Here is a 25,554-nt window from a genome sequence, read left to right on the forward strand (position 1 = left end):
GGGTACGGGGTGCGGGGGTAAGGCAACCGAGGCAACTAACGGCAACCGAGGGCAAATGGTTCCCGTAGAACAAGCGGATGGCGGAGGAATGTGTTGCACTTGGTGTAATTCACTCCGTCACCCGGACAGCGGTCGGCGCTGTGGAGTCTTCCCTCCGCAGCCGACTGCGTCGTGAGGGGAGAATTTCATGCCTGATACCCCCACTCCGTTTCCCCTGCACCGCCCCTGGACAATTCGGCCTGGGCAGTCCTGAAGGGAACCGTGGCTGAGGTGGCCCTAGGAGCGGCGCTCGGAGGTGGACATCGCCCGATCCGCCTGGTCTTGAACGCGGTCGTGGTCGCCGCACGCGTCCTGGGCGCGGCCACCCGCCGATGGGAATGCTCGACCTATTGCTTGGTCGAATCACTGTCTGACCCTTACCGCAACACGTGCCCTTGTACAGCTTCACCTACTCGCGACGGCTCGTATCGTCGCGACCCCAAACGTCACACCACATAGATCGGGATGCATCGCTGCGCCGATAACACGCCGTTAAAGGAGTCGCGCCATGGCTGAGTCCTACATCGTTGTCGGTCCGTACCTTCGCATTACGCCCGGAGATCCCCTACTGCGTCAAACGGTCACCATCAACGCAAACGGGTCGTCGATCGGGCCGAAGTGTGTCGCCACAATGGGCGGGGTAGACGGTGTGTATGGAAGTGCCAGCGGCCGCATCACCGACCGCGCAATCGAATTCACCATCACCTGGGACCACGGCCTAGGAAAGGCGGTGCACACGGGCACTGTGGGGCCGGACGGCGTCCCGCGCGGCACCGCGACGGGAGCTGTCATCCCAAACACGTGGAATCCGGGCCCATGGCAGGCATCGGCAGGCGCGCTGGCGGGGCCCGCGGATATGAGCGTGGAGGCGACGGAACTCTTCCGGTTGATCAATGACGCCCGGGCGCATCCGAATAGATACCCACCCAACGGAGACGCCACTCTGGCGAAGATGACCGCCTGTCCCCATGTGTTCCAGCCCTCGAAGTGGTTGAACGGAACGGCACAGGCACACAACAGCTTCCTTGCCTCCCAACCCATCGATTGGGTAAACACCTATCCCAATATGCATAAGAATCCGGACGGAGCACTGGTCGGGGATGCTGGTGAGGCTATCGATATGGCCGGATACCATTCATCACGAGCTGAGATCGTCGCCACAGGGTTCCCCACGGCCGCCGACGCGGTCCGGTTCTGGATGCAGGACGACGCGCCCTTCCAGTGGGGACACCGAAACCGCATCCTGGATTGCGGGCTCGCGCAGGCCGGAGTGGCACACCTTCAGGGCGGGCCAGGTAGTCACTACTGGACTGTCGATATGGGCACTCCGTAGCCCTTTGATCTCCGTGCTCGATGAGGCACGTGTTTGATGTTGCCCGCCGCCCATCGGTCGAACGTGCTGCGGGAGACGATCACCCGGGCCAGCCGCAGGTTGCCCTCGGCACGGCTGGCCCGCGCCCAACTACCGCCGGGCCTGCCCGCCCTGGAGCCAACGGAGCAGACCGCCGTGCTTGTCCGGGTGTACCGAAGCCGGGACGGGGACGCGCCTTCGCTCGCGGCGCGCTGGTCACGGGCGTCGATCACGACCATGCATCCGGCGAACCCCCGGACAGTGGCTGCCGTCGGCGGGCCGCGCCCGCGAGGGGACCTCGAAGCCGTGGCGCGGTGGGTGGTGGAGGTCTCCCGCTTCCAGCGGGGCGGCACTCGGTAGGAAGGCCCACCGGCCGTACGCGGCCGTCGTGGAGTGAAGCAGTCAGGGTCCGAGCGGAAACGACTCCTCACCCAGAGGGCGGACTGGGACGATCGCTCGAACGATCGGCTGGCTGGTTAAGAAGAGAGACCTGCTGTCAGGGCCGCCCAGCCGATCGCCGTCAACAGCGATCCCAGCGCGCGCTCTTAAGAAATCGACGTCTTACCGGTGATGACTCAGTGTGTGCTGTGGTTGCTTCTCCGTCGCAGGCACCGGAGTACTACGGCGCCGTCGCATACACATACCGGTTGCCCTCGTACTCATTGAGCGACCGCAGTTGGCCGGTTCCGCTGTGGTAGCTCAGGTCTTCGGGGCCGACAGGGAGACGCCAGGCGTTGGCGGCCGCGGCCGTGCTGCCCTCCTGCCAGGTGCGGAGATAGCCGCGTCTTGCGCCGTTACTGATGGAGAGAAACCCACGCACCCTCTTGAACACGGTCGTGGAAGTTCTCGCCGCCCCTTCGGGCGACGAGACGCACCGCGCCCGGCCCAGATCCGCCAGGTTCGAGCCGGTGCCGGGGTTGAAGGACGTGGTAACGCCGGTTCCTCACATACTCCTCTTCGTCTCCTTTGCCGAACCCGCACCATCTGCCAGTACTGGTACGTTCCGGCTTTGCCAGGGCCGCTCCCGCCCTCCCCGGCACCACCCGGGTCAGGCTGCCCTCAGCTACGCTGACCTGCTGCGGCAGGCCAGAGGTGACGGTCTTTCACCTCCACTCGAACCACACTGCCTCACGGCGCGATCAAGATTCCCGACAGAGACAAGCTCAGAGATCAGGTTCGTTCTCGGGGTTCCGGCTGTGTGGGGCTGCTGTCGGGTTGTCGTTACGTTGGTTGTCGGCATTCCAGCTGGCCAGGAGGCGGAGGGCGTCGGCTTCGGGGGTGTCGGGCCGGGGGGTGTAGACGCTGATGATCTGGTTGGAGGCGGCGTCGATGCGGAGCGTCTCGTAGGGCAAGGTGATCTCGCCGATGAGCGGGTGCCGGAAGGTCTTGCTGCCGGCCCGCGCGGTTCGCACGTCGTTGGTCGCCCAGCGCGTCCGGAACTCCGCGCTGCGGGTGGCGAGTTGCCCGATCAGCTCGGTCAGGTCGGGGTCGTCGGGGTGGAGGCCCGCCTCGATGCGCAGTGTTGCCACGGTGTCGGCGGTGATCCGGTCCCACGCGGGGAACAGCTCCCGGGCCCTGGACTCGTTGAGAAACAGGAAGCGGGCGCTGTTCGGCCGCCCGGGAAGATCGAACACGGGTGCGAGGAGCGCGCGCCCGAGTGTGTTGGCCGCGAGGATGTCGAACCGGCCGTTGAAGACCACTGCGGGTAGGTGGTCCAGGGAGTCCAGGAGCACCCGGATTCCGGGATTGACGGAGTCTTTCGGTACGCTGCGGCGCCGCTTGCGGGACGCGGGGGTCAGCGCGGCAAGTAGCCGGCCCAGGTGGGCGCGTTCGTCGTCGTCCAGACGCAGGACGTCGGCGACGGCGGCGACGACTCCGGCTGAGGGCCCGGTGGCCTGGCCGCGTTCGAGGCGGACGTAGTACTCGGGGCTGACGCCGGCGAGCAGCGCGACCTCTTCCCTGCGCAGGCCTTTGACCCGGCGGCGGGTGCTCTGCGCGGGAAGGCCCGCGTCGGTGGGCGCGATCCGGGCGCGGCGGGTGGTGAGGAACTCGCGAACCGCTGCCCGCGCGGACTCCTTCTCGTCCATGGCATCGAGGATAGTCCCGGCCCACCTGCCGTAAGGGGGCCCTGTGAGTACCCCTTTTCGTCGTGCCTGTCGGGGGTGTGGTGGACCGGTGTTGTCTGGGTGCCGGCGAGATCGGGAGCGCCGCCGGATGCCGCGGACGCGGGACGGCTGCCTCTTTCCGATGCTCGTTCCTTCGACACTCTCGACGAGAAATGAGTTCTGCGATGCAGCACGCCATGTTGGGGAGCCAGCGGGTTTCCCGGATCGGTCTGGGCACCATGTCGATGGCCGGCACCCTCCTGTCCGGCGGCGGCCTGGACGACGCCGAGTCTGTCCGCGCGATCCACCGTGCGCTCGACCTCGGAGTCACCCACATCGACACCGCGGAAAGCTACGGCCCGTTCCACAGCGAGGAGATCGTCGGGCAGGCGCTGGAAGGCCGGCGCGACCAGGCCGTCATCGCCACGAAGTTCGGCATCCTGTCCCACGGCGGGGACGGATCAGCGCTGTTCGACAGCAGCCCGGCCAACATCCGCACCGCAGTCGAGGGCTCCCTCAAGCGCCTGCGCACCGACCGGATCGACCTCTACTACCAGCACCGGGTCGACCAGAACACCCCCATAGAGGACACCATCGGCACCGTGGCCGAGCTGATTTCCGAAGGCAAGGTCCTGCACATCGGCCTGTCCGAGGCCTCGCCGGACACGATCCGTCGAGCCCACGCCGTGCACCCGATCGCCGCACTGCAGACCGAGTACTCCCTGTGGACCCGTGACGTCGAGACCGAGCTGCTGCCTCTGCTGCGCGAGCTGGGTATCGGCCTGGTCCCCTACGCGCCGCTCGGGCACGGGTTCCTGACCGGCCAGATCCGCACGCCGGAGGAGATCCCCGAGGGGGACTGGCGCAAAACCAATCCGCGGTTCATCGGCGAGGCCTTCCAGCAGAACCTGCGGCTCGTGGAGGAGGTAGGGGCCATTGCGGGCGAGGCCGGTGCGACCCCGGCCCAGGTCGCGCTGGCCTGGCTGGTGGCCCAGGGCGGGGACATCGCCCCGATCCCCGGCAGCCGGCGCGTCGCTCGCGTCGAGGAGAACACCGCCGCCGACGGCGTCGTCCTGACCGCCGGCCAGTTGCAGCGGCTTGACAGCCTCACGCCGGCCACCGGCGCCCGGCACGACGACTTCAACGAGTCCACGATTGACCGCTGAACCCGGCACCCATATGGGTCCCGCAATCCGAACACCCAACCCACCGAGGTTCTCGACGCCCGAGAGGCCCTCGCCCCAGGAGGAGCGGCATGTCCGCAGCCACGTCACTGACCGAGCGGAACCGCGCGGTCGTCGATGCCATGTTCGCTGCGGCGGACAAGGGCGACATCGAGGGAGTCCTCTCCCACCTGTCCGACGACATCGCGGTCATCGAACCGCTGTTCCTGCCCTTCGGGAAGGCATACCACGGAAAGGACGAATTCCTCGCCCTCGCCGAGGTCTTGCCGAGCTACCTCGACATCTCCTCGATCACGGTGCACTACACCATCGCCGACGGCGACCGCGTCGCCGCGTGCGTCGGCATCACTGACCTCGCGACCGGAGAACCGACCCGGTTCATCGAGCAATTCACCGTCAAGAACGGCAAGATCGTCGAGAACCGGCTCTTTTACCACGACGCCGGCACCCTGGTCGACAAGCCCAAGATCGTCTAGCGCACGCGAACTCTCCGGTCGTCCCTCCGGTGTTCCCCGACCCCGGCCGGGGCCCGCGGACCGCCGCTCCCTCCCTCGGCTGTGAGACAGCGACGGCCCCGCCCGCCTCCTGGATGGAGCCCGGCACACCCCCGGACGCGTCAGACGCGGGCCAGGGCCGCGTCTTCCGATGCACCTTCCTTCACGTTCCCGAAGAGAAGCGAGTTCCGCTACGCAGCACGCCATGCCGGGGAGCCCGCAGCCTTCCCGGACCGGCCCGGGTGCCTTGGCCATGGGCGACACCCACATCGCCGACACCCTGGCCGGGCGCTCCGCGGCGGCGCGGACGAGCAGCGCCAGTGCCGCGTTCGACACCAGGAGCTGTGCGGGCGGTGCTCCGTCGTCCAGTCCCAACGCGACGCTCAGCGCTGTGCAGTAGGGGCTGGGCAACTGCCCAGGCTCGTCCAGGAGCGGGTGGAGGCCCGCGAACCCGACCGTGCTCTCGAACTCCACACCCACGGCGCGCACGACCCGTATGTCCGCGCCCGGCCTGCGCGGATGCGGCATGCCGGCAGCACCGCCTTGCCGAAGCCCGCTTCCCCGGACAGCAGGAGTGCCCTGCGGATTTTCGTACGTTGTCGACGCGGTCCCGTATCACCGCGAGGTCGTGGCCGCGCCCGGTCGACTGTCCGTCGGAATCCGCCGGTAGCGGCCCCTCGCCGCCCATGCCCGCCCCCTCAGCTCTCGGGCACCGTACGCCGAAGTAGGCCGAGCGGCAGCGGACTTGGGTGCGCAGATCAGGGGGAGACCGGCCCGGTTCATGGAGCCGGGCCGGCCGGGTGCGCGGTGGTCAGTCGGCGGCGACCGTCGGGTGGAGGTAGAAGGTTTCGTTGGAGATCGGTACGGGACCGATCTGGTCGGGCCATTGGACGACCCAGGCGCCGTCGCCGTTCTCGCCCCGGTTGATGTTGGCGAACAGGCCGGTGGAGTTGTTGCGCAGCATGGTCAGGTTCGGCCGGGTGGGGACGGGGTGCTCCAGGGTCCAGTTCTGGGTGTCGCGCTGGGGGCCGCCAGGGCCGGGCTGGCCCTCCCTGCCGTGGCACGTCCAGATGTTGAGCCAGTCGCCCCGGGTGGAGGCCTGGCCCCGGTTGACGTCGAGGCACTTGCCGCTGTCGGAACTGACGATGCGGTAGAGCGGGTCGCCGTCCGGTGCGGTGTAGCCGTTGGGCACCAGACGCCACCTCTGGTTGACGGCGCCGTTGTCGTGGTACTGGACGACGTGCGTGCCGTCGCTGTCGTTGCCGTTGAAGACGTCGAGGTTACGGCGGCTGTTCTGCGCGTGCACGGTCAGTTCACGCGGCTCGGCCTGGGCCCGCATCGAGCCGAAGTGAACGGGCCAGTGGTCGCTGCCCCGGTTGATGCCGCGGGTGGCCTGCCAGTTGTCCGTGCGCACGTTGGAGACCATGTAGTCCAGCTCGCTGCCCCCCTGGTGGGTGGCGAGCCCGGAGTTGTACACGTAACTGCCGACCGGCAGGCGGAACGGGGGCAGGGTGGAGGGGTCCCGGTTGTAGTCGCCCAGCACGGCCCAGTTCCTGACGCCGTAGTACGCGGCTTCGCGCTCGGCGTTGGTCAGCAGTTGGGGGACGTCGAAGCCGCTGCCCGATGCGGCGTGCAGGGAGGCGAAGAGCACGTCGTCCGCCTGCCTGACCACGCCGAGCGCGTTGCGGTACTGGCCGCGGATCTGGAAGACGCGTTCCGGCCGGAAGCTGGTGACGATGCCGACGTTGCGCGAATCCATGCCGAGGACGTACAGATAGCGCCAGTCGCCGCGGCCGACGTCCCACCGGTACTCGTCGATGCCGTTGATCCGCCCCAGGTAAATGGACCCGGCGGGCTGCGTGTTGGGCACCTCCTGGAGCGCGACTACGCTGTTGTCCCGTGCCAGGACACGCACGCCTTGCCATCGGTCGCTGCCGACCTGCATGTTCCATGTGGCCACCCGGTGCGTGTCCGGATTCGCCGCGTGCGCCGTGCCGCCGCCTGCCACCAGGAAGGTGCTGAGCATCAGCGCGGTCGCCAGTACGGCGCCCAGGCGGCGCAGGACACCGCGGCGGCCCGCACGTTCCGTTGCCGCGCCGGGTAACACCCGCTCCCGGTTGGTACGTCTGGATTTCATGAGTTCTCCCAGAAGGGCTCGACGTGATGAATGTCCGGCCTCGGACTTCCCGTGTTCAGCGTACGGCGGCCTGCCGGATCAGGGCGGATCCGGCTGGGACCAGTCGCCGACGAGTTCGAGGTACGCCTGGCCGGAGACCGGCTTGCCCTGGCCGCGCCGCCGACCTCGCCGACGCGGCTGACGAGGAGCGGAGCGAGTACAGCGATACGCACACAACCGACAACGACCCCGAGCAGGACATCGCATGAAGACCACTACCGTTCCAGAACCCCGCACAGCCGCTGCCCTGGCCGCCCGCCGCGCGGATCGCGAGGGTCGGGCACCCTCGGCCAGACGTTCCGGCAGGCCCGGGATATCCGCGGGATGCTCGCGGAGTTGGTCAAAGGCAAGCGGGATCGGCGATGACACGTCGGCAGGCACGGTTCATTCGCCCTCGGTGTCCTCGGCCTCCCAGCGAAGCAGGTCGCCTGGCTGGCACTTGAGCACCTCGCAGAGCGCGGCGAGCGTCGCAAAGCGCACCGCCTTGGCGCGGCCGTTCTTGAGTACCGCCAGGTTGGCGGGCGTGATCCCTACGCGGTCCGCGAGTTCGCCCACGGACATCTTCCGCCTGGCCAGCATCACGTCGATGTCGACGGCGATCGGCATCAGATCACCTCGTCCAACTCGGCCTGCATCTGTGCCGCTTCGACGTCGCGGGCGACGGCCTGGGCGAGCAGCATCCGTAGCACGAGCACGATGAGCGCGACTCCCAGGATGGCCACACCAAACCCACCCATGATGAGGGTGACGCCCGGGTCGTCCCGCTGGTCGGGCGCGTTCAGGGCCGTGACCGCGAACCACACGAGAGCGGCCGCAACGATCGCGCCGACAATGATGTCCACGTACCGGAAGGCGGCGTGGGAGAACACGGTTCCGTGTCGCACCATCGTTACCAGTCGCCATACGCAGACCAGGGCAACCTGGGCCGTCCCGATGCCGAGGATCGTGATCACGCGCAGCGGGGTCAGCGGGAGCGACCCGTCCTCCGGGTCGCTGCCGCTGACCAACGCCCACGCCATGAATGCCTGTACGAACACGGTGCCGGTGAGCACCACCACGAGCACGGCGCGCAGCGCGCGCACTGTCAGCTTTCCCATGACCCACCCTTCAATCGAGCTACGATGGAAATCTATCGAATCTCGATAGGTAGAGCAAGGGCGGGCGGCGGTTTCGCGCCATGGGGGATGCCGCTGCCCGCTCCCGCGGCATGGACGCGATGCGAAGTGTTTCGACCTTGCCGAGTCGACCTCGCTGAGCCATGAATCGGACGCCATACGACTACGCCGAAGCCTTGGCCATTCGGTGATCCCGTTGTGAGACTGTGCGGTGAGTTCGGTGGGCTGGGCTGTCTCGTCGGTTTCTGACTCCAACGGGTGGAGGCGGGATTCGGTGAGGAATTCGCGGCCCGTCTGGGGTGGGTCCTCGGTCAAAAGGGGACGCATTGCGAGGGCGTCAGTTGATCGCCGGTCTCGTCCAAGTCGTCCTCACTCTGCATTTGGCCTGCTCAGGTCGATGAGGGAAAGCCTTGGGCAAGGTTCGAGGCCGCTGCATAATCGATTTCATCTAAGTCGGGAGAGTGGCAGGTCGCGACGATTGGGTGTCCTTCGTTTGACCCGACTGAAAAGCACCCGATTCGGCAGTTCGGGTGCGCTCGTAGGATTTCCGTCTTTGGCCTCGATCAGGGCCTTCAGGGCCCTGGCGATCAGAAAAGGAGAGAGAGCTGAAACGAGTGATTGCCCAAATCGGTGTGGCGGTCGCCGTCTGCGGGCGGCAAACATGGGGCTCTCGTCACCGGATTCGCAGGCGTGCACCACGACAGCGGTGGGTGGGGCAGCCTGCCGCTATGCGAGTCCTTGGGTCTGGGATGGCAATGACTACGACGGCAGTTGGTGGACGAATGGACCGTCGGCGTCTCCGATAAAGCACCACCTGCAACGGAAAGAGGGCAGCGCAATCCGCAAATCCTCATACTCGGGCGGCCACCACGGCCGCGACTCCCTGACGTTCCGGTCTGCAACAGTTTTGACTAGTTCGGGCGCTTCCTGGTGGTGATCGGCCCGGTACTGCCGCCAGATCGATGCCGCGGGGCCCGTGACGTAGGTCCTGGTCGGGCGGTCGTTCGCGTGACTCACCTGGTGGAAGACCGGAGGTACACGATGGCCTTGCCTCAGCATGATCTTGCGACCTCGGGAGCGGTTGAGGTCTGGACAAAGCTGGCCTGGGGGGTGATCGGCAGGCGGCCGGTCGGGGGAGCACCATCCGGTGGGCCACCCGCCGCACCACTCGACGCGGGCACTCGGGGCTCGGCTCCATCGGCCCGGTCGGCTTCGAACAGTCGGACCGCCGCCCTTGGTAGGCGAGAGCGGCCAGGCGGGGACGCCCTGGCGCCCGCAGATGCGGATGATCCGGTAGGTACGGGCGGTGATCAGGTCGTGAGCCCGGCCCGGCAACGAGGTTAGGAACCACAGCAGTCGGCCCGCCGGATCGGTGATCACCCGTATGTCTGCTCCGTGCCGACGATGGCAGGACGTCGGGAACTTCCGCCGGACCGGGACCAAGAGTCCGGTGGAGCGGTTCGCCCACAGGCTTCGGGGTTACGGGTGGCGGTCGGCGGGCTGACGTACCGGACCAAGGCGGGCCGTACACACCATGTGGCGGGCGCACTCGCCGCAGCGGCGCGGGCCGACGGACATGGCGCCCCGGTCACCCGGTTGCCGCCGACCCGCCTTCCATCGCAGCGGTACTCCGGAAACGATGGTCACCGCTTCGGTTCGCGACGAGGATCCCTGTCAGCCTCGCCGACCTGTTCCCGGGAACGACCGAGCCTGCGGCGCGCCCGCCCCGGCCTTCCTCGCCCGGATCGCCACGGGCGCCCGCCGCACCTCCACCTGCTCCGAACTCCGGCACTGGGCGCGATACTTCCCCCACCTGTCGACAGCGAGCGGGCGGCGCATGGTCGCCTGACGCGAAAGCAGATCGCGCCCAAGATCGAGAAGCCCGATTCGCCTTTGACGCGGGCCGGCAGGGTGTGGCTCGGCCTGCGGACTGCTGACCCGCGCGACCGGCCTGTCCGGCCACGACCGGGAGAAGCTCGGAGACCCTTACCGGACGACGCCCCGGCGATCACCGCCCGCACTCCGAGGAGAGTCCCCCGGAACCTACCCGGAACCCGTGATCGGAATTCACGCGGTTGATCGAATATCACAGACCGGACCCGCTGACGAATCCAGGTCAAGATCGTGATTCATCATAAAGTCGGGTTGCCTGATGGTTGTGAGATTCACGATGACCGATCACTGAAATCGCGATGACTGGTTGACTCTGCCGCTGTGTGCGTGGTCCTATGGTGTCGGTCGATTTAGGCTGGCCAAATCTCTCGGGGGAGGGGTGCGGGGCAGGTAAATCTCTCTTCATGAGCGTCGCTTTCATGACTTCTTCGTGCCATTGAGCACGCGCCGTCCGCAATGCTGTTTTCCGTATTCGCGTGCGGTTTATCGGTGAATTGCCTGGGGGTGTAGCTGCTGCCTCCACATCCAAAAAACACAAGGGGCAGTCTCTAAGGGAATGGAGAGGATATGGCGACGTCTGTCTCGTATCCCGGAGTTTATATCGAGGAGCTACCGAGCGCGGTGCGAACGATCACCGCGGTGACCACGTCGGTGACGGCATTCGTGGGGGCGACCCGGCGCGGGCCCATCGACGAAGCGGTGACGATCACCAGCTTCGCCGACTTCGAACGGCAGTACGGCGGCTTGGACGTGAAGAGCCTGCTGAGCTACGCGGTGCAGCAGTTCTTCCTCGTCGGCGGCTCGGTCGCGGTCATCGTCCGGGTCGCGAAGGGCGCCGAGCCGGCGTCGCAGGACATCGCGGCGGGCGGCGAGCCGAAGGCGCTGACGGTGACCTCGCGGGACGCCAGTGCCTGGGGCAACGGGCTGAGGGTCGCGATCGACCCGGGCGCGACGGACGACACCTTCGCCGTGCGCGTGCTGGACGCCTCAGGAACGGTGCTGGAGCGGTACCGCAATCTGTCGATGGACTCCGACGGGCCGCGCTTCGTCGAGGCGGTCGTCAACGAGTCGTCGTACATCAACACCAAAGCGACCGGTGACACGGTGCCGGACTTCTCCGGCACGGTCTCGGGACCGCTCGACACACTGCCGGACCTGGCGGACAAGAAGCTCACCGCCACCGTCGACGGCGTCGAACCAGTCGAGATCACGCTCTACACCGCTGCCGACACCAGGCCCGCGTCGCTGACCGGGCTCGGCCTCCTGCTGGAGCGCAGGCTACGAGCGGCGTCGCCCAGCAGGGCCTTCACCAGAGCGGACGTCGACGTCGCCGGCAAGCGGCTCCAGGTGTTGGCCGGGACGGCGGGTGCCACGATGACGCTCACCGGCGAGGTGGCGAACCTGCTCGGCCTGACCACCGCGCATGCGACCGCCTACGCGTTGACGGGCGGAGACGACGGGGTCCCTCCGACGGACGCGGAGTTCCGCGGCAGCGAGGGCGACAAGACCGGCGTGCACGCGCTGCGGGAGGTGCAGGACGTCAACCTGCTCTGCCTTCCCGACCTGGCCGGGCAGGACTACGCGGGTGACGCGATCAGCGTGATCACCACCGCGGAGGAGCTCTGCGAGGACAAGCGGATGCTCCTGATCGTCGACAGTCCGCCGGAGTGGACCAGCATCGAGCAGGCCCGCACCGGGCTGCCGACGTACGACGCGGTCCGCAGCGACCACGCGGCGCTGTACTTCCCGCACATCACGATGACCGACCCGCTGACCGGACGGCTGCGCACGTTCCCGCCGTCGGGAGCGGTCGCCGGACTGATGGCCAGGACCGACGCGGAACGCGGCGTGTGGAAGGCGCCGGCCGGCACCGATGTGCGGCTCACCGGCGTGCGCTCGATGAGCGTCAGGATGTCCGATGCCGAGAACGGCTTGCTCAACCCGCTCGGGGTGAACTGCCTGCGGACCTTCCCGATCGTCGGCCCGGTGATCTGGGGCGCGCGCACACTCCTCGGCGCGGACGCGCTCGCGTCGCAGTGGAAGTACGTTCCGGTCCGACGGCTGGCGTTCATGCTTGAGGAGAGCCTGTACCGGGGCCTGAAGTGGGTGGTGTTCGAGCCGAATGACGAGCCGCTCTGGGGCCAGATCCGGCTGAATGTGGGCGCCTTCCTGCACAACCTGTTCACCCAGGGCGCGTTCCAGGGCAAGGCGTCGCGCGATGCCTACTTCGTGAAGTGTGACAAGGACACCACGACCCAGGACGACATCAACCGCGGCATCGTCAATGTGATCGTCGGCTTCGCGCCGCTGAAGCCGGCCGAGTTCGTCGTGGTGAAGATCGAGCAGATGGCGGGCCGGATCGAGGTTTGAGGAATCACCATGGCTGAGTTCACCGTGAACGCGCAGCGGTTCGACCCCTACAAGAACTTCAAGTTCCTGGTGCTCTGGGACGGCAAGACCGTCGCCGGATGCAGCAAGATCAGCCCGTTGAAACGGACCACCGAGGTCATCAAGCACCGTAACGGCGGCGATCCCAGCTCACCGCGGAAATCCGCCGGCCGGACCGAGTTCGAAGCGATCACGATCGAGCGCGGCGTCACCCACGATCCGGAGTTCGACCGTTGGGCGAACAAGGTCTGGATGGTCGGCCAGGGTCTCGGCAGCGAGTCCGCGCTCAAGGACTTCCGCAAGGACATTGTGATCCAGGTCCTCAACGAGGCCGGGCAGGTGGCGCTCGCGTACAAGGTGTACCGGGCGTTCCCGTCGGAGTACCAGGTGCTCGGCGAGATGGACGCGAACGCGAACGCGGTCGCGATCCAGCACCTGAAGCTGGAGTGCGAGGGCTGGGAGCGGGACCTGGAGGTCGCCGAGCCGGACGAGCCGTCATACCAGATTCCGTAAGGCGCGCGATGGCTTCCCCGACGGAAATGCTCGCCACCTGGGAGATCGGGCTCACGTTGCCCGTCCTCTCGGTCCAGCGGGCGGTACTGCTGCACGCGCTGGCCCGGCCCGGGCGGGCGGCCGACGAACTGCTCGGTGTCCCGGTCGGGACCCGGGACACCGAGTTGCTCGGCCTACGCGTCGCGCTGTTCGGCGAGGTCCTGTCGGTTCGGATCGGCTGCCCGGCGTGCGGAGCGGACCTGGAATTCGACGTCGACGCGACCGGCCTGGCAGCCGCCGCGCCCGAGGCCGAGCCGGAACCACTGACCGACGGCGACTGGACCGTTCGGTTCCGGCTGGTGACATCGGCTGACCTGCTCGCGGTGCGGGACCAGGCGGCGGAGGACCGACGACGGAAACTCGCGGCCCGGCTTGTGCTTGAGGCACGGCGCGGTGACCGAGCGGTGCGCGGGGACCGGCTGCCGGAGCGCGTCGTGCATCTGCTCGCCGAGGCGGTGGCGGCGGCGGATCCGGCGGCCGACATCTCGTTCGCCATGGCGTGCCCGGACTGCGCCGTGCAGATACGGACACAGCTCGACATGGCGGCCTACCTGTGGGACGAGCTCGACTCGTGGGCCCGTACGACGCTCGCCGACGTGCACGCGCTGGCCCTGAGCTACGGGTGGACCGAACCCGACGTGCTGGCGCTGTCACCGCTGCGCCGCCGCTACTACCTGGAGCTGGCCGGACATGGCTGAGACACGGACACCGGACCTGTTCGACCGGCTGCTCGCCCGCACGGGGGCCGTCAGCCGACCGGACGCCGTGGCGCCGCTGGCGCGGCCGCGGCTGGCGATGCCGTTCGAGCGGCTGCCGACGGCGGCGCCGACCGAAGTCCAGGCCGAGGTCGAGGTCGAGATCGACGCCACCGCCCCGTCGCGGCCGGGGCCGGAGGCGTCGGCGGCACCACAGGCGACCGCGCGGTCCGGTCCGCGGGAGGTACTGGGGCGACCGTCGGTGCTGAGCCTGATCGAGCGGACCGTGCGGTCGATCGAGACGGTGCGCAATACGTCCCCGGGGGCGCCGGTCGTGGTGCGGGCGGCCGCACCTGTGGTCCTGCACAACGTCGTGGAGCGCCTGGTGCCGCCGCCGGACGCGGTAGCGGCGGCCATCGGGCGGTCGGCGTCTCAAGGAACGGCGGCGGACACGCCGACCCGGCCGCCGTCCGCCGTCCGGCCCGCAGCCGCCGGGCGGACGGCGGCCGCGGCACATCCCTCCGTGGCGCCGACCGCTGGTGCGGTCCGGCGGCACGAGGCGCAGACCGCACCGGTCGAGCCGTCGGTCCAGGTCAGCATCGGCCGACTCGAAGTGACAACAGCGGCGCACGAACCGAGGCGGGAGCGGCGCGGCCGGACCGGACGGCCTGAGCCGGCCGTCGGACTGGACGCGTTTCTCAACCGGCAGGAGGCGACGTGAGCAACTACCTGGCGATCGCCCAGGCCACAGAGGCACTGCGCGGCCTGCTGGCCCGCTCGGTGCAGTCCGACGTGCCCTACGCCGTACAGGTGGAGGCACGCAAGCCGCCGAGCGAGCCGGTGACCGAGCCGGCCATCACGGTGTTCTGCTACCGGATCACCCCCAACGCGTCCCGGCGCAACGTCGACACACCCACCCGGGACGGTGACGGACGGCTGCTGCGGACGCCCACGGCGGCATACGACCTGCACTACCTGATCAGCTGCTACGGCAACGAAACCCAGCTGGTGCCGCAGGCACTGCTGGGCTCGGTGGCGCGCGCTCTGCACGAGCAGCCGGCGCTGTCCGCACAGGACCTGGAGACGGCTGCCGGGCAGGTGTTCCTGACCGGTGCGGACCTGGCTGCGTCGCCGCAGGCGGTCCGGCTGACGCCGTCGAAGATGGATCTCGAGGACCTGTCGAAGCTGTGGTCGATGCTGATCCAGACGCCCTACGCACCGTCGATCGCGTTCGAGGCGTCGCTGGTTCTGCTGGAGAGCCGGCGGACGCCGGCGGCCGGCCGGCCGGTCCGGGAACACCGGGTCCGGGTGGTCCCGGGTCGGCGCCCGGTGGTGGAGGAACTGCGCAGCCGCCCGGCCGGCTCGGATACCGAACCGCGGCCCGGCCCGGTGCCGGTGGGTCATGAAGTGGTGCTGACCGGGCACGACCTGAGCGGCGAGAAGGTCACGGTCGACGTCGGCGGCGAGCTGGTGGATCCGTCCGGGGTCGATGACGGCCGGGTGGTGTTCGCCCCGCCGGTCGGCCTTGCCCTGGGAGCGCACCAGGTACGGGTACTGCACGAGATCGCGCTCGGCGATGCGGTCCGGATCCTCGACTCGAACAAGATCGCGATGGCCCGGCAGGGCACCGTGACCGCTTCCGCGGTCACCAACGGCAAGGTCGTAGCCACCCTGGACACCGCGGTCGGCGACCGGCAGCGCGTGTCGGTGCTGCTGGACGAGCTGGACGGGTCCGGCGGCTATCGGTTCGACGCGCCGTACCCGCTGCCCGGTCCGCGGGATCCGAAGGAGGTCGAGGTCGCGACGACGGGCGTAGCCGCCGGAATCTATCTGCTGCGGGTGCGGATCGACGGAGTCGACACGGTGGTCGGCGATGACCTGCGCACGCCGGCGGTGGAGTTCTGATGGACGACGGGCGCGAGGCCGACGCGGCGGTCATGTCCACGGCCGTGGCCGACGTCCTCGCGCGCCTCGACGCGCACGCGCGGGCCGCCACGGACAACACGGCCGACGGCGGTGCCGCCGGACGGTCGTGGCGCCGGTCCCGGCACACAGCGGCGGGGTCCCGGCCCCGCGCCGCGGCCCACATCGGCGACGGCACGGCCCGGGAGGGCGGCCGCAACGGGGCGGCGCACGGCGAAGGCTCGCTGGCGACGGTGGTCGCCTGCTTCGGGCTGACACCGTTCGAGCGGGACCTGCTGGTGCTGTGCGCGGCGATGGAGCTGGGACCGGCGGCGGCGGCGCGCTGCGCGGCGGTGGGCGGGCGGGAGTTCCCGACCTTCTCACTGGCCTTGGCCGCGCTGGCCGAGCCGCACTGGAGCGCGCTGACGCCGGACGCGCCGTTGCGCCGGTACCGGCTCGTCGAGGTCGCCGATGACGGGGTGCTGACCACCGCGCGGCTGCGGATCGACGAGCGGGTGCTGCACTTCCTGCTGGGGGTGTCCCAGATCGAGCCGCGGCTGCAGGGCCTGGTCTCGCGCACCGCCCCACCCGGCCGGATGCCGGAGTCGCAAGTGCTCCTGGCGGGGGAGTTGGCGGGGGCGGTCGACGCCGACGGCATGGCGGCGCTGACCGGTGGCGACCTGCTGACCCGGCGCGAAGTGATGGTCACCGCGGCGCGCGCGGCCGGTCTCGCGACGTTCACGCTGTCGGCGGCCGACCTGCCAGCCGAGCCTGCGGACCGCGTGGCGCTGGCCCGGCTGTGGGAACGCGAGGCGGTGCTGCTGCCCGCCGCGCTGCTGGTCGAGGTGTCCGAGACGGCGAAGGCGGCGGCCGCGGAGGCGTTTGTGGCGATGCTCGGCGTCCCGGTGGTGCTGTCCAGCCAGGATCCGCTCCCCGCCCCCACGGCGCACCGCGCGCAGCTGTTCGTCGAGCCGCTGGAGCAGGCCGAGCAGCGCGAGCTGTGGCGCGCCGCGCTGGAAGGCCACGGCGGTGATGTCGACGTGGCGGGTCTCGTGGCGCAGTTCAGCCTGCCCGCACACGTGATCCGGGCCGCCGGCGCGGTCGCCCGCGAGGCCGGCGGCGATGTGTGTGCGGGGGCCTGGCGTGCGGGCCTGGCACACGCGCGGATCGCGCTCGACGAGCTCGGCCGCCGGGTGGAGCCGCAGGGCGGCTGGGACGACCTGGTGGTGCCGGAACGGCAGCGCGGGATCCTGCGCGAGATCGTCGCGCATGTCCGGCAGCGCGCCACTGTCTACCAGGACTGGGGTTTCGAGGACGTACTGCGGCGCGGGCTCGGCGTCACCGCCCTGTTCGCGGGCAGCAGCGGCACCGGCAAGACGCTGGCCGCCGAGGTGGTGGCGGGCGAGCTCGGGCTGGACCTGTTCGTCATCGACCTCTCCCAGGTGGTCAGCAAGTACATCGGAGAGACCGAGAAGAACCTGCGCCGGGTCTTCGACGCGGCCGAGCGCGGGGGCGCGGTGCTGCTCTTCGACGAGGCGGACGCGCTGTTCGGCAAGCGCAGCGAGGTGAAGGACTCGCACGACCGGTACGCGAACCTGGAGGTCAGCTATCTGCTGATGCGGATGGAGTCGTACCGGGGCCTGGCGATCCTGACCACGAACCAGAAGAAGGCCCTGGACCAGGCGTTCCTGCGGCGACTGCGGTTCGTGGTGGATTTCCCGTTCCCGGACCTGGCCGAGCGGGCCGAGATCTGGCGGCGGGTCATCCCGTCCCGGGTCCCGGTCGACGGGGTCGCGGTCGAGCGGCTGGCACAACTGACGGTGGCGGGCGGCAGCATTCGGAACATCGCGCTGTCGGCTGCCTTCCTGGCCGCCGACGAGGGCACCGAGCTGCGGATGCGGCATCTGCTCGCCGCCGCGCACACCGAGTACGTCAAGTTCGAGCGTTCGGTGACGCCGACGGAGGTGGCGGGATGGGTGTGAGCCTGCACGTGGACGAGCTGGTGATCCGCGGCGTCGAGGGTGTGCGGCACGCCGACGCCGACCGGATCGCGCGTGCGTTCACACGCGAGCTCACGCGGCTGCTGACCGAGCAGCCGCCGGCTGCAGAGGCCCTGTCGTACGACGTGGTGAGCGGCCTGCGACCGCTGCCCGCGACCACCTCCGCACGCCGTCTCGGTCGGGAGCTGGCGCGTGCCGTGCACCGGGAGCTGGTGCGATGAGCACCGTCACGCGGGTACGGCAGCAGCAGCCGGAACCGCCGCGCCGCAAGCGCACGAAACGGTCCGCGCCGCTGCGGGACACGTGGGCACGACGCTCGCCGCCGGCACCGGACGAGGTGCTCGCGCGGGCCGGAAAGCCGTTGGAGCCCGGGGTCGGGCGAGTCATGGAGGAGTGGCTGGGCCACGACTTCAGCGCGGTCCGGATCCACAGCGACCGAGACGCGGCCGCGTTGGCCGAGATGGTCGGCGCGGATGCCGTTGCCGTGGGCAAGGACATCTTCTTCGCCGCGGGCGCGTACCGCCCGGAGACCGCCCAGGGTTTACGGCTGCTCGCACATGAGCTCCTGCACACGGTGCAGGTGCCGGACGCGCCCGGCCGACTGCGGCTCGGCCGGCAGGACGGCACACTCAGCCGGCCCCTGGACGGGGTCGAGCGCGAAGCCGAGGAGCGGGTGGACCGTGCCTCGGGCGACCGGGCCGCAGGGGCCGGAGGCGGCGAGCGGGAGGTGCGACAGCGGGGCGCGCAGCCGGTGTCGTGGCTGCGGTTCATCAGTGTCGACGTGTCCCAGCTGCGGGCCGAGCAACTGGACCCGGCGGCGCTGGTGGACCGGATCGTCGCCGGCGTGGTGCGTACGCTGCGCGGCGATCCGGCGGACGCCGCGGGGCGCGTGCGGCAGCAGCTGGTACGGCTGGCGCCGGAGCTGCACACCGCCGTACTGGACCGGCTGCGGCAGCGGCTGCCGTCGCCCGAGTACCTCCGGGTCGAGCGGCTGGTGGCCGCGGCGGAGACGCCCGCGGGCGCGCCGGTCGGCACCACCGCCGTACCGGAACCCGTGGTGGAGCCGGCCGAGCGGCGGCAGACCGAACGGCGCGACCGGGCCGAGCGTGAGGCGGGCGACGCGCGGGGCCGCGCGGACCGGGAACGCGACGGCGGCGAGGAGCAGCGGCAGGGCGCGCAGGGCCGGGACCGGGAGCGGACCGACGAGGACGCGGCGGACAGCGACCAGCGGGACCAGCAGGACGCCGAGCGCGAGAAGGGCGCGGCGCTCGACCTCCAGCGCCGCAGGGACTCCGCCGAGGAGGACGAGCAGAGGCGCGAGGACGAGGAGCACCGCGGGGCCGCCGAGAAGGGGCAGACGGCGGAGACGGAAGGCGGGGAGCAGCCCGCTGCCGAGGACCGGCCCGCTCAGGTGGAGGCACCGGCGAGTGGTGGGGCCGAGCCGTCGGCGGTGGCCGCCCCCGGGGCCGGAGCGAGCGGGGCCGGGCCGGAGCCGATCGGTCTGGCGCCGGTCGTCGGGGCCCAGGTCGGGACGGCCGCCCCCGTCGGCAGCGCGGGCGCGGACCCGGTGCGCGAGGACCGCGCGGAGGCGGTCGCGAACGACCCGCAGGGCCCGTTGGCCGGGCACGGGCTGGCGAAGGAGCCGGGCAGGCAGGACGAGCCGCCGGAGCAGGAGAAGCCCCTCGACACCGAGGCCGGTACGGAGTCCGAGGTACCGGCGCCGGATGCGGCCGCCGAGCCCGAACCGCCGCAGCGGGCCGCCGAGGGGGCCGGTGCGGACAAGCCGACGCTGGACCCGGTGCCCAAGACCGATCCGGACCTGTCCGCGGTGCCGACCGCGGACGAGGAACTGAAGGCCGCCCAGGGGGCCACGCCGCCGAAGCCGCGGGCGCTGCCGAGCATGCCCGCACCGCCGCCGGTCGAGGCCGAGCCGCAGGATCCCGACCGCGCCGAGAAGGCCGAACAGGCCGCCGAGCCGGAGCTGGAGCGCGCCGACACGCAGACCCCGCAGGACAGGGCGGTCGAGGCCGAGGGCGAACAGATCGCGTCCGATACGCCGACGACAGCGCCTGTGGTCGACGCCACCGTGGCCGATGCCGCTCCCGTCGGGTCGGCCGGAGCGGCATCGGCCACCACGGCGGACCCGGCTCCATCGGCGTCGGCCCTCTCGACCGCTCCGGCCGGACCCGCGGCCGAGGGGAACCCGGCCGGCGCGGTGACCGGACCCGACACGATCGGCCGGGAGGCGGACAGCGCCGACCTGGCCCCTGCTGGCACATCGGCCGAGGCGAGCGGCCCGGTGGAACCACGGCCGACCGAACCGATGCCGGGCGATCCCCAACTCGCGGACGCGGCAGCCGCACCCGGCGGCGGCCCGGCGGCGGCGCAGTCGGCGGCGCCGAGGAATCCGGGACCCGAGGGTGCCGCTCCCGGCGCCGGTCCCGAGGGCTCGCTGGAGACCGGCGGCGGCGGATGCGCCGGAGCGCCGACGGCCACGACGGAGTCCGACGCCCAGGGTGGTGACGGCGGAGGCGGTTGCGGAGGCGGAGGCGCCGCACCGGCCCCGGCGGAGAAGAAGGCGGAAGCACGGCCGCCGGACGTCTCCGGCCAGGAACCGGCGACCGCGCTCACGACGATCTCGTCCCAGCCACCGGCCTGGATGCCGCAGGCACTCGGCGGCGTCGACCAGGCCGTGGGCACCACCGTCGGCAAGGAGCACCAGGACCTCCAGGGTGCTCCGCCGACCCTCGAACGCCCGAGCGGCGCCCCTCGGACACAGGCCGGTGCCCCGCGGACCGGTGCGCCCGTGTCCACCGCGGTCGAGCCGATGACGGAGGTGACCCCGCAGACGCTGGCCGAGCAGCGCAAGGCCAACCCGCCACCGACCGCGAGCACTCCGAACCCCGCGACCCGGGTCAGGGACCCGCTCGTCGCGGGGGGCACCGAGGAGAAGGCGAGCGACACGGAGATCCAGCAACTGCAGGGCGCGGTCAACGGTGTACCCACCAGCGACGACCGGCTGTACACGACCGTCGGCGCCGCGCCCAAGGTCGAGCTCGCGGGCGAGACCGACCCGGCGCTCGCCGACGAGCAGCACCGGCAGACCGAGGACCGCATCCACGGGACGCACGCGCTCGGCCGACAGGACGCGGCGGTCGGGCTCGGCGAGGACCAGGTCTATCCGAACGTGCCCGCTGAGACGGTCACCGCCTCGGTGCCCGGCCGCACGCCCGTCGGCGGCGCGTCCGCCGCGGCAGGCGGTCCGGGGCCCGGCGGGATGGATCCGGAAACGGTGTCGGCGGTCGCCGTACAGGAACGCGGCCCGCAGATCCGGACAGGATTCGCCGACGGCCAGGGCAGGATGGGCCAGGCCCGGCAGCACAAGCAGACCCGGTCCGACCAGGAGAAGGCGGACAACCGGGCCCAGGTCCAGCAGGCGATCGCGGAGAACGGCGACCAGCAGACCGCCGTACGCCAGGAAGCCCGCGAGGACGCCGCCGGAAAGCGCGGCGAGTGGCGTGACGAGCAGAACAGGGCGGTCGAGGACAACACCAGGACCGCCACCGATGCGCACGCGAAGGCCCGCGAGGACACCAGCGCGAAGAAGGCCGACGCCGACGCCGACATCGAGAAGCGCAAGAACGAGGACAACGACCGGATCGAAGGGGAGCGCAAGGCCGCCGAGGAGAAGGCCCGCAAGGAGCGCCAGGCCAAGAAGGAGGAGTCCTCCGGCTGGTGGGGCTGGGTCAAGTCCAAGGTCAAGGCCGCGTTCGACGCGCTCGTCTCGGCGATCAAGGGCCTGTTCGACCTGGCCGTCAAGGCGATCAACACGATCAAGGAAGGCTTCAAGAAGGCGGTCAACGGCCTGATCGACCTGGCCGCGCGGGCGATCACCGGCTTCATCAAGCATCTCGCCAACGCCCTGCTGGCCGTGGTGAGTGTGATCGGCACGGTCTTCCCCGGCATCGCGGAGAAGATGCGCAAGGCGATCGTCTCCATGCGTGACGCGGCGGTCGCCAAGGTGCAGCAGCTCGCCGACCGGCTGAAGAAGGCGGTCAACGCACTTATCGACGCGCTGGCCGGCGCTCTGGTCGCGGTCCTGCGGGTGTACGAGAAGCTGCTGCTCGCGGCGGTCGAGGTGGTCCGCGGTGTGGTGACGGCGGCGATCGCGTTCGTCGAGTCCGCGATCAAGCTCCTGGGCGAGCTCGCGGCACTGGTCAAGGACATCGCGCCGGACCCGATCGGCTGGATCCGCAAGTTCGGCAGCGCGGCCAAGGAAGGCGTCCGCAACTTTCTCTGGGGCGCGATCAAGACCGGGGTCAAGGAGTGGTTCAACGCCAAGGTCGAGTCCGTGGTCGGCGTCGGCAAGCTGCTGTGGAACGTGTTGGTGAAGGGCTGTATGTCGGTCGCGCAGATCGGCCGGATGGCGTGGCAGGCGATCGTGAAGTCGCTGCCCGCGATGATCATCTCGATCGTCATCGAGAAGCTCATCGGCCTCATCGTCCCGGCTGTCGGGGGCATCATCGCCATCGCGCAGGGCGTGATGGCGGCCTATCAGAGCGTCAGCAGGATCATCGCCGCGTTCAGCGCGTTCCTGACCTTCCTCAAAGCGGTGAAGACGGGTGGCGTCTCGGCCGCCTGCCTGTTCGCGAAGGCGGTCGCGGCCGGTGCGGTGGCGCTGTTGGAGTTCATCGCCAACTTCCTGATGGCACGCATCGCGGGCGCGCTGAAGGGCGTCGGTACGAAGCTCAAGGGCATCGCCGAGAAGATCATGAAGGGCCTCGGCCGAGGCGCCCGCGGGGTCAAGAAGGCCGCCGGCCGGGCCGTCAACGCCGCCCGCCAGCAGCTGCGACGCGGGGTCACGGCCGTCAGGCGCGGTGCCGTCGCCACCGCCGGCGCGGTCAAACGCGGCGTCACCGCGGGCGCGCGGGCGGTCCGTTCGGGCGCGCGCCGGGCGGGCGCCGCCGCCAGGAGCGGTCTGCGCGGGGCGGCCGACGGGGTGCGGCGCGCGGCCGGGGCGGTCGGCCGGGTGGTCGCGCCCGCGCTGAAGACGGTCAACCGGACGATCAAGCGGCTGGGCGGCAGGCTCGCGAACAGCAGACTCGGCCGCGCGCTGAAGGCGAGCGCGGGCAAGCTGAAGAACCTGGTGGCCAAGGGCAGGCAGAAGTTCAGGGACTGGCGCAAGCGGGACCGCCGGAACAGGAAGAGCAAACCCCAGGAGTCCAAGGACGCCAGACTGGCGCGGATCGTCGCGCGGATCCGCCCGAGGGTGAAGCGACTGCTCGATCGAGGCATCGGCCGGAAGATCATGAGCGGGGTTCTACTCGGGCTGCGAGCGTGGTACCGGCTCTCAGGGCTGGTTGCGTCCTCAGGCCGTGCCTTCGATGTCAAGGCATGGCTCAACCCGGTGACCGCGGTGATCGCGGGTATCGAGTTCGAGCCGAAGGCACTGGTCAGCCACTTGCACCGGGTCGCCAGAGCGATCATCGAGGTCGGCCGCCGCTCGGGATCGCCGCACGTGGAACGGACCAAGTCGCACAGCAAGACCAAGCGGCGCCTGACCCTGGATGAGCAGGGCAAAGTAGCGATCGAGAAGCAGCGCGAGCTCATCGAGGTGCGGCCGGGCGCTCGCGGACATGATGTGCAGGCTGTGATCGACCGCGATCCCAAGGCGAATCCTGCCACGCAGAGCATCATTCGCTATCTGGACGAAGGCCATGACTACAGCCACGACGTGAAGCGGAAGCAGGGCGGGCGGTGGATGACCGTATCGGAGAAGCGGATTCAGGTCGGTGCGGATCCGCAGAATCAACTGGTTCTGATGAAGGATCCGAAGTCCGGCAGGCTGCGTGCGCTGAGCTACTCGGAGCTCTCGGACAAGATCGCCGGAACCGACCCGCGTGAGCAGCGGCGAATCGCGATGGGCGCATTGACCAGACTGGGAGGCAGGACACCTGCCGGGCCCTCGGCCGGATTCTCCGACGCGTTGTCCACCTGGATCGTGCACGCCGAAGGCCGCAGGAACCCGGCGGCGTTGGCCACATCCGCCCTCGCGCTGGACACCGTGGCCAGCGCTCCCCAACACAAGGGCATGCCCGATCTCGAACGCGTGGTCCGTGACCTTCCCATGGCACCGCAGGGTGCCCAGCAAAACGCCCGCAACCTCGACAAGGCACTCGCCGACCCCGGAAAGAGCCTGGACGACGCGCCCAAGGGGGCCCGTGAGCTCGCGCAGGCCGAGATCAATGTCGTCAAGCTCTGGGTCGAGACGCTCAACATCCTTACTGACGACGACACATCAGCGAAAGACGTCCAGAAACGTCTTGAGAAGGCTGTCGAGGAACGTTTGTTTGATATCTACGCTCTGGCTCCGGCCGAGAGAAGCTCCGTTCGAAGGGAAATGGGCTCGCGATGACAGTCTTTGGTCCGAGAGCCACGCCACGGTATGTGCTCCACGGGCATGACGGGGAGACCGTTGCCGGACGGTTCGCCGCCGAGCGCGACTGGGATCTGATCGCTCGTGACGTCGCGGATCCCGATCGGGGAATGGAGCTCGAGGTGGTCTGGGCGACGGATGATCCGGTGACCTTCCAGTTCCGGGAGGACCACATCCTGAACGAGGGATACGTCTACCTCGCAGGCAGGGACAGGGCTGGGGTCGAGCGCCATGAGTCGGATCTGACCGGATCCCTCGACCTCTGGTCGAGGGACGAGTTGCTGCGCGAGGCGGCCCGGCACGACGAGGGTCCCGCGCGCGGGCGCGCGATCCTGCGTGCCGGTCTGGGCGCTCCGATGGAATTCGACCGCGAGTTCTACGACCTGATCACTGGGGCGATGCGGTCCGGCGATCCGGCGATGCGCGCGATCGGTGTTCGTGCCTGCGCGTACTCCCCCGTGGCGGAGTACCGGCCGGCGCTGGAGGGACTCGCCCGGAGCGACGCCGGGCAGGAGATCAGGGATCTCGCCCAGGCGACGCTGCGGGCATTCGACGAGTTCGAGGTCGGCTCATGACCCGGTACGCGGACCTCCCCAAGCCGGTGCAGTCCGGCATCGTGATCGTGGACCCCGAGCGGGGCACACCGCAGCGGGTGATCGTGCTGCAGTTCAACCCGGACTCGCTGGAGCGCAGCATCGCGCCGCAGGCGGGCGGCGGGGAACAGCAGGGCGACCGGACCGAGGCGCTGCGGCTGAAGGGCCCGGCGGTCGAGTCGTGGAAGTTCACCGCCGAGCTGGACGCCACCGACCAGCCGGCCGTGCCGTCCCCGCTCGGCATCCACCCGCAACTCGCGGCGCTGGAGATGCTGCTCCAGCCGCCGACCGCGCAGGTGCGCGCGAACAGCCGGCTGGCCGGCCGGGGCATGCTCGAGATCACGCCCGTCGAGCAGCCGCTGACGCTGTTCGTGTGGGGTCCGCGGCGCGTCGTACCGGTCCGGCTGACCGAGCTGTCGGTCGTCGAGGAGGCGTTCGACCAGCAACTGCAGCCCATCCGGGCCACGCTCGGGGTCGGGTTGCGGCTGCTGACGGTCAGCGACCTGCCCGCCGGGCACCGCGGCGCGGAGCTGTATCTCGCGCACCTCGCACAGAAGGAACGCCTGGCCGGGCAGCTCGCCGCGGGCCGACTCGCACAGCTCGGACTGACCGGTATCTGACCGGTCGGCGT

20 protein-coding genes and 1 pseudogene are annotated in these 25,554 nt (G+C 69.9%); 15 read left to right on the plus strand and 6 right to left on the minus strand.

Annotated elements, in window-relative coordinates; all coding sequences use genetic code 11:
* Positions 1-547 precede the first annotated feature (547 nt).
* A complete protein-coding gene (locus NBG84_RS03875; protein WP_250917820.1) occupies positions 548-1,372 on the plus strand; it encodes a CAP domain-containing protein in 825 nt (274 codons plus the stop codon).
* Between the two features lie 36 nt (positions 1,373-1,408).
* Entirely contained in the window at positions 1,409-1,750 is a 342-nt protein-coding gene (locus tag NBG84_RS03880) for a hypothetical protein (RefSeq protein ID WP_250917821.1), read from the plus strand.
* A 259-nt stretch (positions 1,751-2,009) separates the two neighbouring features.
* Here NBG84_RS03880 and NBG84_RS03885 read toward each other — a convergent pair whose 3' ends face one another.
* The gene (locus NBG84_RS03885) at positions 2,010-2,222 is read right to left on the minus strand and encodes a hypothetical protein (protein WP_250917822.1); all 213 of its coding nucleotides are present in this window, start codon (positions 2,220-2,222) and stop codon (positions 2,010-2,012) included.
* A 331-nt stretch (positions 2,223-2,553) separates the two neighbouring features.
* The gene (locus tag NBG84_RS03890; RefSeq protein ID WP_250917823.1) at positions 2,554-3,477 is read right to left on the minus strand and encodes a helix-turn-helix transcriptional regulator; all 924 of its coding nucleotides are present in this window, start codon (positions 3,475-3,477) and stop codon (positions 2,554-2,556) included.
* Positions 3,478-3,680: 203 nt separating this feature from the next.
* On the opposite strand from NBG84_RS03890, the gene NBG84_RS03895 reads away from it, so the two are divergent.
* From NBG84_RS03895 to NBG84_RS03905, 3 genes are all read left to right on the plus strand, one after another.
* Positions 3,681-4,661 (plus strand): aldo/keto reductase, encoded by a 981-nt coding sequence (locus tag NBG84_RS03895; RefSeq protein WP_250917824.1) that lies wholly within the window; start codon positions 3,681-3,683, stop codon positions 4,659-4,661.
* Between the two features lie 89 nt (positions 4,662-4,750).
* A complete protein-coding gene (locus NBG84_RS03900; RefSeq protein WP_250917825.1) occupies positions 4,751-5,155 on the plus strand; it encodes a nuclear transport factor 2 family protein in 405 nt (134 codons plus the stop codon).
* Between the two features lie 271 nt (positions 5,156-5,426).
* Complete coding sequence (locus NBG84_RS03905; protein WP_250917826.1) at positions 5,427-5,573, plus strand: hypothetical protein; 147 nt, start codon at positions 5,427-5,429, stop codon at positions 5,571-5,573.
* A 411-nt stretch (positions 5,574-5,984) separates the two neighbouring features.
* Here the strand turns inward: NBG84_RS03905 and NBG84_RS03910 are convergent, their stop codons facing one another.
* From NBG84_RS03910 to NBG84_RS03925, 4 genes and pseudogenes are all read right to left on the minus strand, one after another.
* Positions 5,985-7,310, minus strand: a complete 1,326-nt coding sequence (locus NBG84_RS03910; RefSeq protein WP_250917827.1) for an RICIN domain-containing protein — start codon at positions 7,308-7,310, stop codon at positions 5,985-5,987.
* 423 nt (positions 7,311-7,733) lie between these two features.
* Positions 7,734-7,955, minus strand: coding sequence for a helix-turn-helix domain-containing protein (locus tag NBG84_RS03915; RefSeq protein WP_250917828.1), 222 nt, complete (start codon positions 7,953-7,955; stop codon positions 7,734-7,736).
* Positions 7,955-8,446, minus strand: coding sequence for a DUF2975 domain-containing protein (locus tag NBG84_RS03920; protein WP_250917829.1), 492 nt, complete (start codon positions 8,444-8,446; stop codon positions 7,955-7,957). Before NBG84_RS03920 ends, NBG84_RS03915 begins: the two co-directional genes overlap by 1 nt.
* A gap of 1,249 nt (positions 8,447-9,695) precedes the next feature.
* Positions 9,696-9,871, minus strand: a pseudogene (locus NBG84_RS03925) (IS5/IS1182 family transposase); the annotation flags it as partial.
* 1,053 nt (positions 9,872-10,924) lie between these two features.
* Between NBG84_RS03925 and NBG84_RS03930 the strand changes: the two are divergent.
* Genes NBG84_RS03930 through NBG84_RS03975 form a run of 10 tightly spaced genes read left to right on the plus strand, consistent with a single transcriptional unit; the run spans position 10,925 to position 25,543 of the window.
* Positions 10,925-12,727 (plus strand): phage tail sheath subtilisin-like domain-containing protein, encoded by a 1,803-nt coding sequence (locus NBG84_RS03930; protein ID WP_250917830.1) that lies wholly within the window; start codon positions 10,925-10,927, stop codon positions 12,725-12,727.
* A 9-nt stretch (positions 12,728-12,736) separates the two neighbouring features.
* Entirely contained in the window at positions 12,737-13,258 is a 522-nt protein-coding gene (locus tag NBG84_RS03935; protein ID WP_250917831.1) for a phage tail protein, read from the plus strand.
* 8 nt (positions 13,259-13,266) lie between these two features.
* The gene (locus NBG84_RS03940) at positions 13,267-13,995 is read left to right on the plus strand and encodes a hypothetical protein (RefSeq protein WP_250917832.1); all 729 of its coding nucleotides are present in this window, start codon (positions 13,267-13,269) and stop codon (positions 13,993-13,995) included.
* Complete coding sequence (locus NBG84_RS03945) at positions 13,988-14,713, plus strand: hypothetical protein (protein WP_250917833.1); 726 nt, start codon at positions 13,988-13,990, stop codon at positions 14,711-14,713. Before NBG84_RS03940 ends, NBG84_RS03945 begins: the two co-directional genes overlap by 8 nt.
* A complete protein-coding gene (locus NBG84_RS03950; RefSeq protein WP_250917834.1) occupies positions 14,710-15,897 on the plus strand; it encodes a Pvc16 family protein in 1,188 nt (395 codons plus the stop codon). Before NBG84_RS03945 ends, NBG84_RS03950 begins: the two co-directional genes overlap by 4 nt.
* Positions 15,897-17,876, plus strand: a complete 1,980-nt coding sequence (locus NBG84_RS03955; protein WP_250917835.1) for an ATP-binding protein — start codon at positions 15,897-15,899, stop codon at positions 17,874-17,876. The genes NBG84_RS03950 and NBG84_RS03955 overlap by 1 nt, the downstream gene beginning before the upstream one ends.
* Positions 17,867-18,115, plus strand: a complete 249-nt coding sequence (locus NBG84_RS03960) for a hypothetical protein (RefSeq protein WP_425608565.1) — start codon at positions 17,867-17,869, stop codon at positions 18,113-18,115. Before NBG84_RS03955 ends, NBG84_RS03960 begins: the two co-directional genes overlap by 10 nt.
* A complete protein-coding gene (locus NBG84_RS03965) occupies positions 18,112-24,309 on the plus strand; it encodes an eCIS core domain-containing protein (RefSeq protein ID WP_250917837.1) in 6,198 nt (2,065 codons plus the stop codon). The genes NBG84_RS03960 and NBG84_RS03965 overlap by 4 nt, the downstream gene beginning before the upstream one ends.
* Positions 24,306-24,905, plus strand: a complete 600-nt coding sequence (locus tag NBG84_RS03970; RefSeq protein ID WP_250917838.1) for a hypothetical protein — start codon at positions 24,306-24,308, stop codon at positions 24,903-24,905. Before NBG84_RS03965 ends, NBG84_RS03970 begins: the two co-directional genes overlap by 4 nt.
* Positions 24,902-25,543, plus strand: a complete 642-nt coding sequence (locus NBG84_RS03975; RefSeq protein WP_250917839.1) for a hypothetical protein — start codon at positions 24,902-24,904, stop codon at positions 25,541-25,543. The genes NBG84_RS03970 and NBG84_RS03975 overlap by 4 nt, the downstream gene beginning before the upstream one ends.
* The last annotated feature ends 11 nt before the right edge of the window (positions 25,544-25,554 follow it).

Origin of the sequence: Streptomyces albipurpureus (genome assembly GCF_023701525.1) — a bacterium.
In the GTDB taxonomy this organism is placed as follows: Bacteria; Actinomycetota; Actinomycetes; order Streptomycetales; family Streptomycetaceae; genus Streptomyces; species Streptomyces albipurpureus.

Bases quoted from the DNA above. Each gene is read 5' to 3' on its own strand.
- NBG84_RS03920 (WP_250917829.1), bottom strand. From the start codon at position 8,446: ATGGGAAAGCTGACAGTGCGCGCGCTGCGCGCCGTGCTCGTGGTGGTG.
- NBG84_RS03900 (WP_250917825.1), top strand. From the start codon at position 4,751: ATGTCCGCAGCCACGTCACTGACCGAGCGGAACCGCGCGGTCGTCGAT.
- NBG84_RS03960 (WP_425608565.1), top strand. From the start codon at position 17,867: ATGGGTGTGAGCCTGCACGTGGACGAGCTGGTGATCCGCGGCGTCGAG.
- NBG84_RS03955 (WP_250917835.1), top strand. From the start codon at position 15,897: ATGGACGACGGGCGCGAGGCCGACGCGGCGGTCATGTCCACGGCCGTG.
- NBG84_RS03935 (WP_250917831.1), top strand. From the start codon at position 12,737: ATGGCTGAGTTCACCGTGAACGCGCAGCGGTTCGACCCCTACAAGAAC.
- NBG84_RS03890 (WP_250917823.1), bottom strand. From the start codon at position 3,477: ATGGACGAGAAGGAGTCCGCGCGGGCAGCGGTTCGCGAGTTCCTCACC.
- NBG84_RS03905 (WP_250917826.1), top strand. From the start codon at position 5,427: ATGGGCGACACCCACATCGCCGACACCCTGGCCGGGCGCTCCGCGGCG.
- NBG84_RS03945 (WP_250917833.1), top strand. From the start codon at position 13,988: ATGGCTGAGACACGGACACCGGACCTGTTCGACCGGCTGCTCGCCCGC.
- NBG84_RS03930 (WP_250917830.1), top strand. From the start codon at position 10,925: ATGGCGACGTCTGTCTCGTATCCCGGAGTTTATATCGAGGAGCTACCG.
- NBG84_RS03970 (WP_250917838.1), top strand. From the start codon at position 24,306: ATGACAGTCTTTGGTCCGAGAGCCACGCCACGGTATGTGCTCCACGGG.
- NBG84_RS03965 (WP_250917837.1), top strand. From the start codon at position 18,112: ATGAGCACCGTCACGCGGGTACGGCAGCAGCAGCCGGAACCGCCGCGC.
- NBG84_RS03895 (WP_250917824.1), top strand. From the start codon at position 3,681: ATGCAGCACGCCATGTTGGGGAGCCAGCGGGTTTCCCGGATCGGTCTG.
- NBG84_RS03875 (WP_250917820.1), top strand. From the start codon at position 548: ATGGCTGAGTCCTACATCGTTGTCGGTCCGTACCTTCGCATTACGCCC.
- NBG84_RS03915 (WP_250917828.1), bottom strand. From the start codon at position 7,955: ATGCCGATCGCCGTCGACATCGACGTGATGCTGGCCAGGCGGAAGATG.
- NBG84_RS03880 (WP_250917821.1), top strand. From the start codon at position 1,409: ATGTTGCCCGCCGCCCATCGGTCGAACGTGCTGCGGGAGACGATCACC.
- NBG84_RS03940 (WP_250917832.1), top strand. From the start codon at position 13,267: ATGGCTTCCCCGACGGAAATGCTCGCCACCTGGGAGATCGGGCTCACG.
- NBG84_RS03910 (WP_250917827.1), bottom strand. From the start codon at position 7,310: ATGAAATCCAGACGTACCAACCGGGAGCGGGTGTTACCCGGCGCGGCA.
- NBG84_RS03975 (WP_250917839.1), top strand. From the start codon at position 24,902: ATGACCCGGTACGCGGACCTCCCCAAGCCGGTGCAGTCCGGCATCGTG.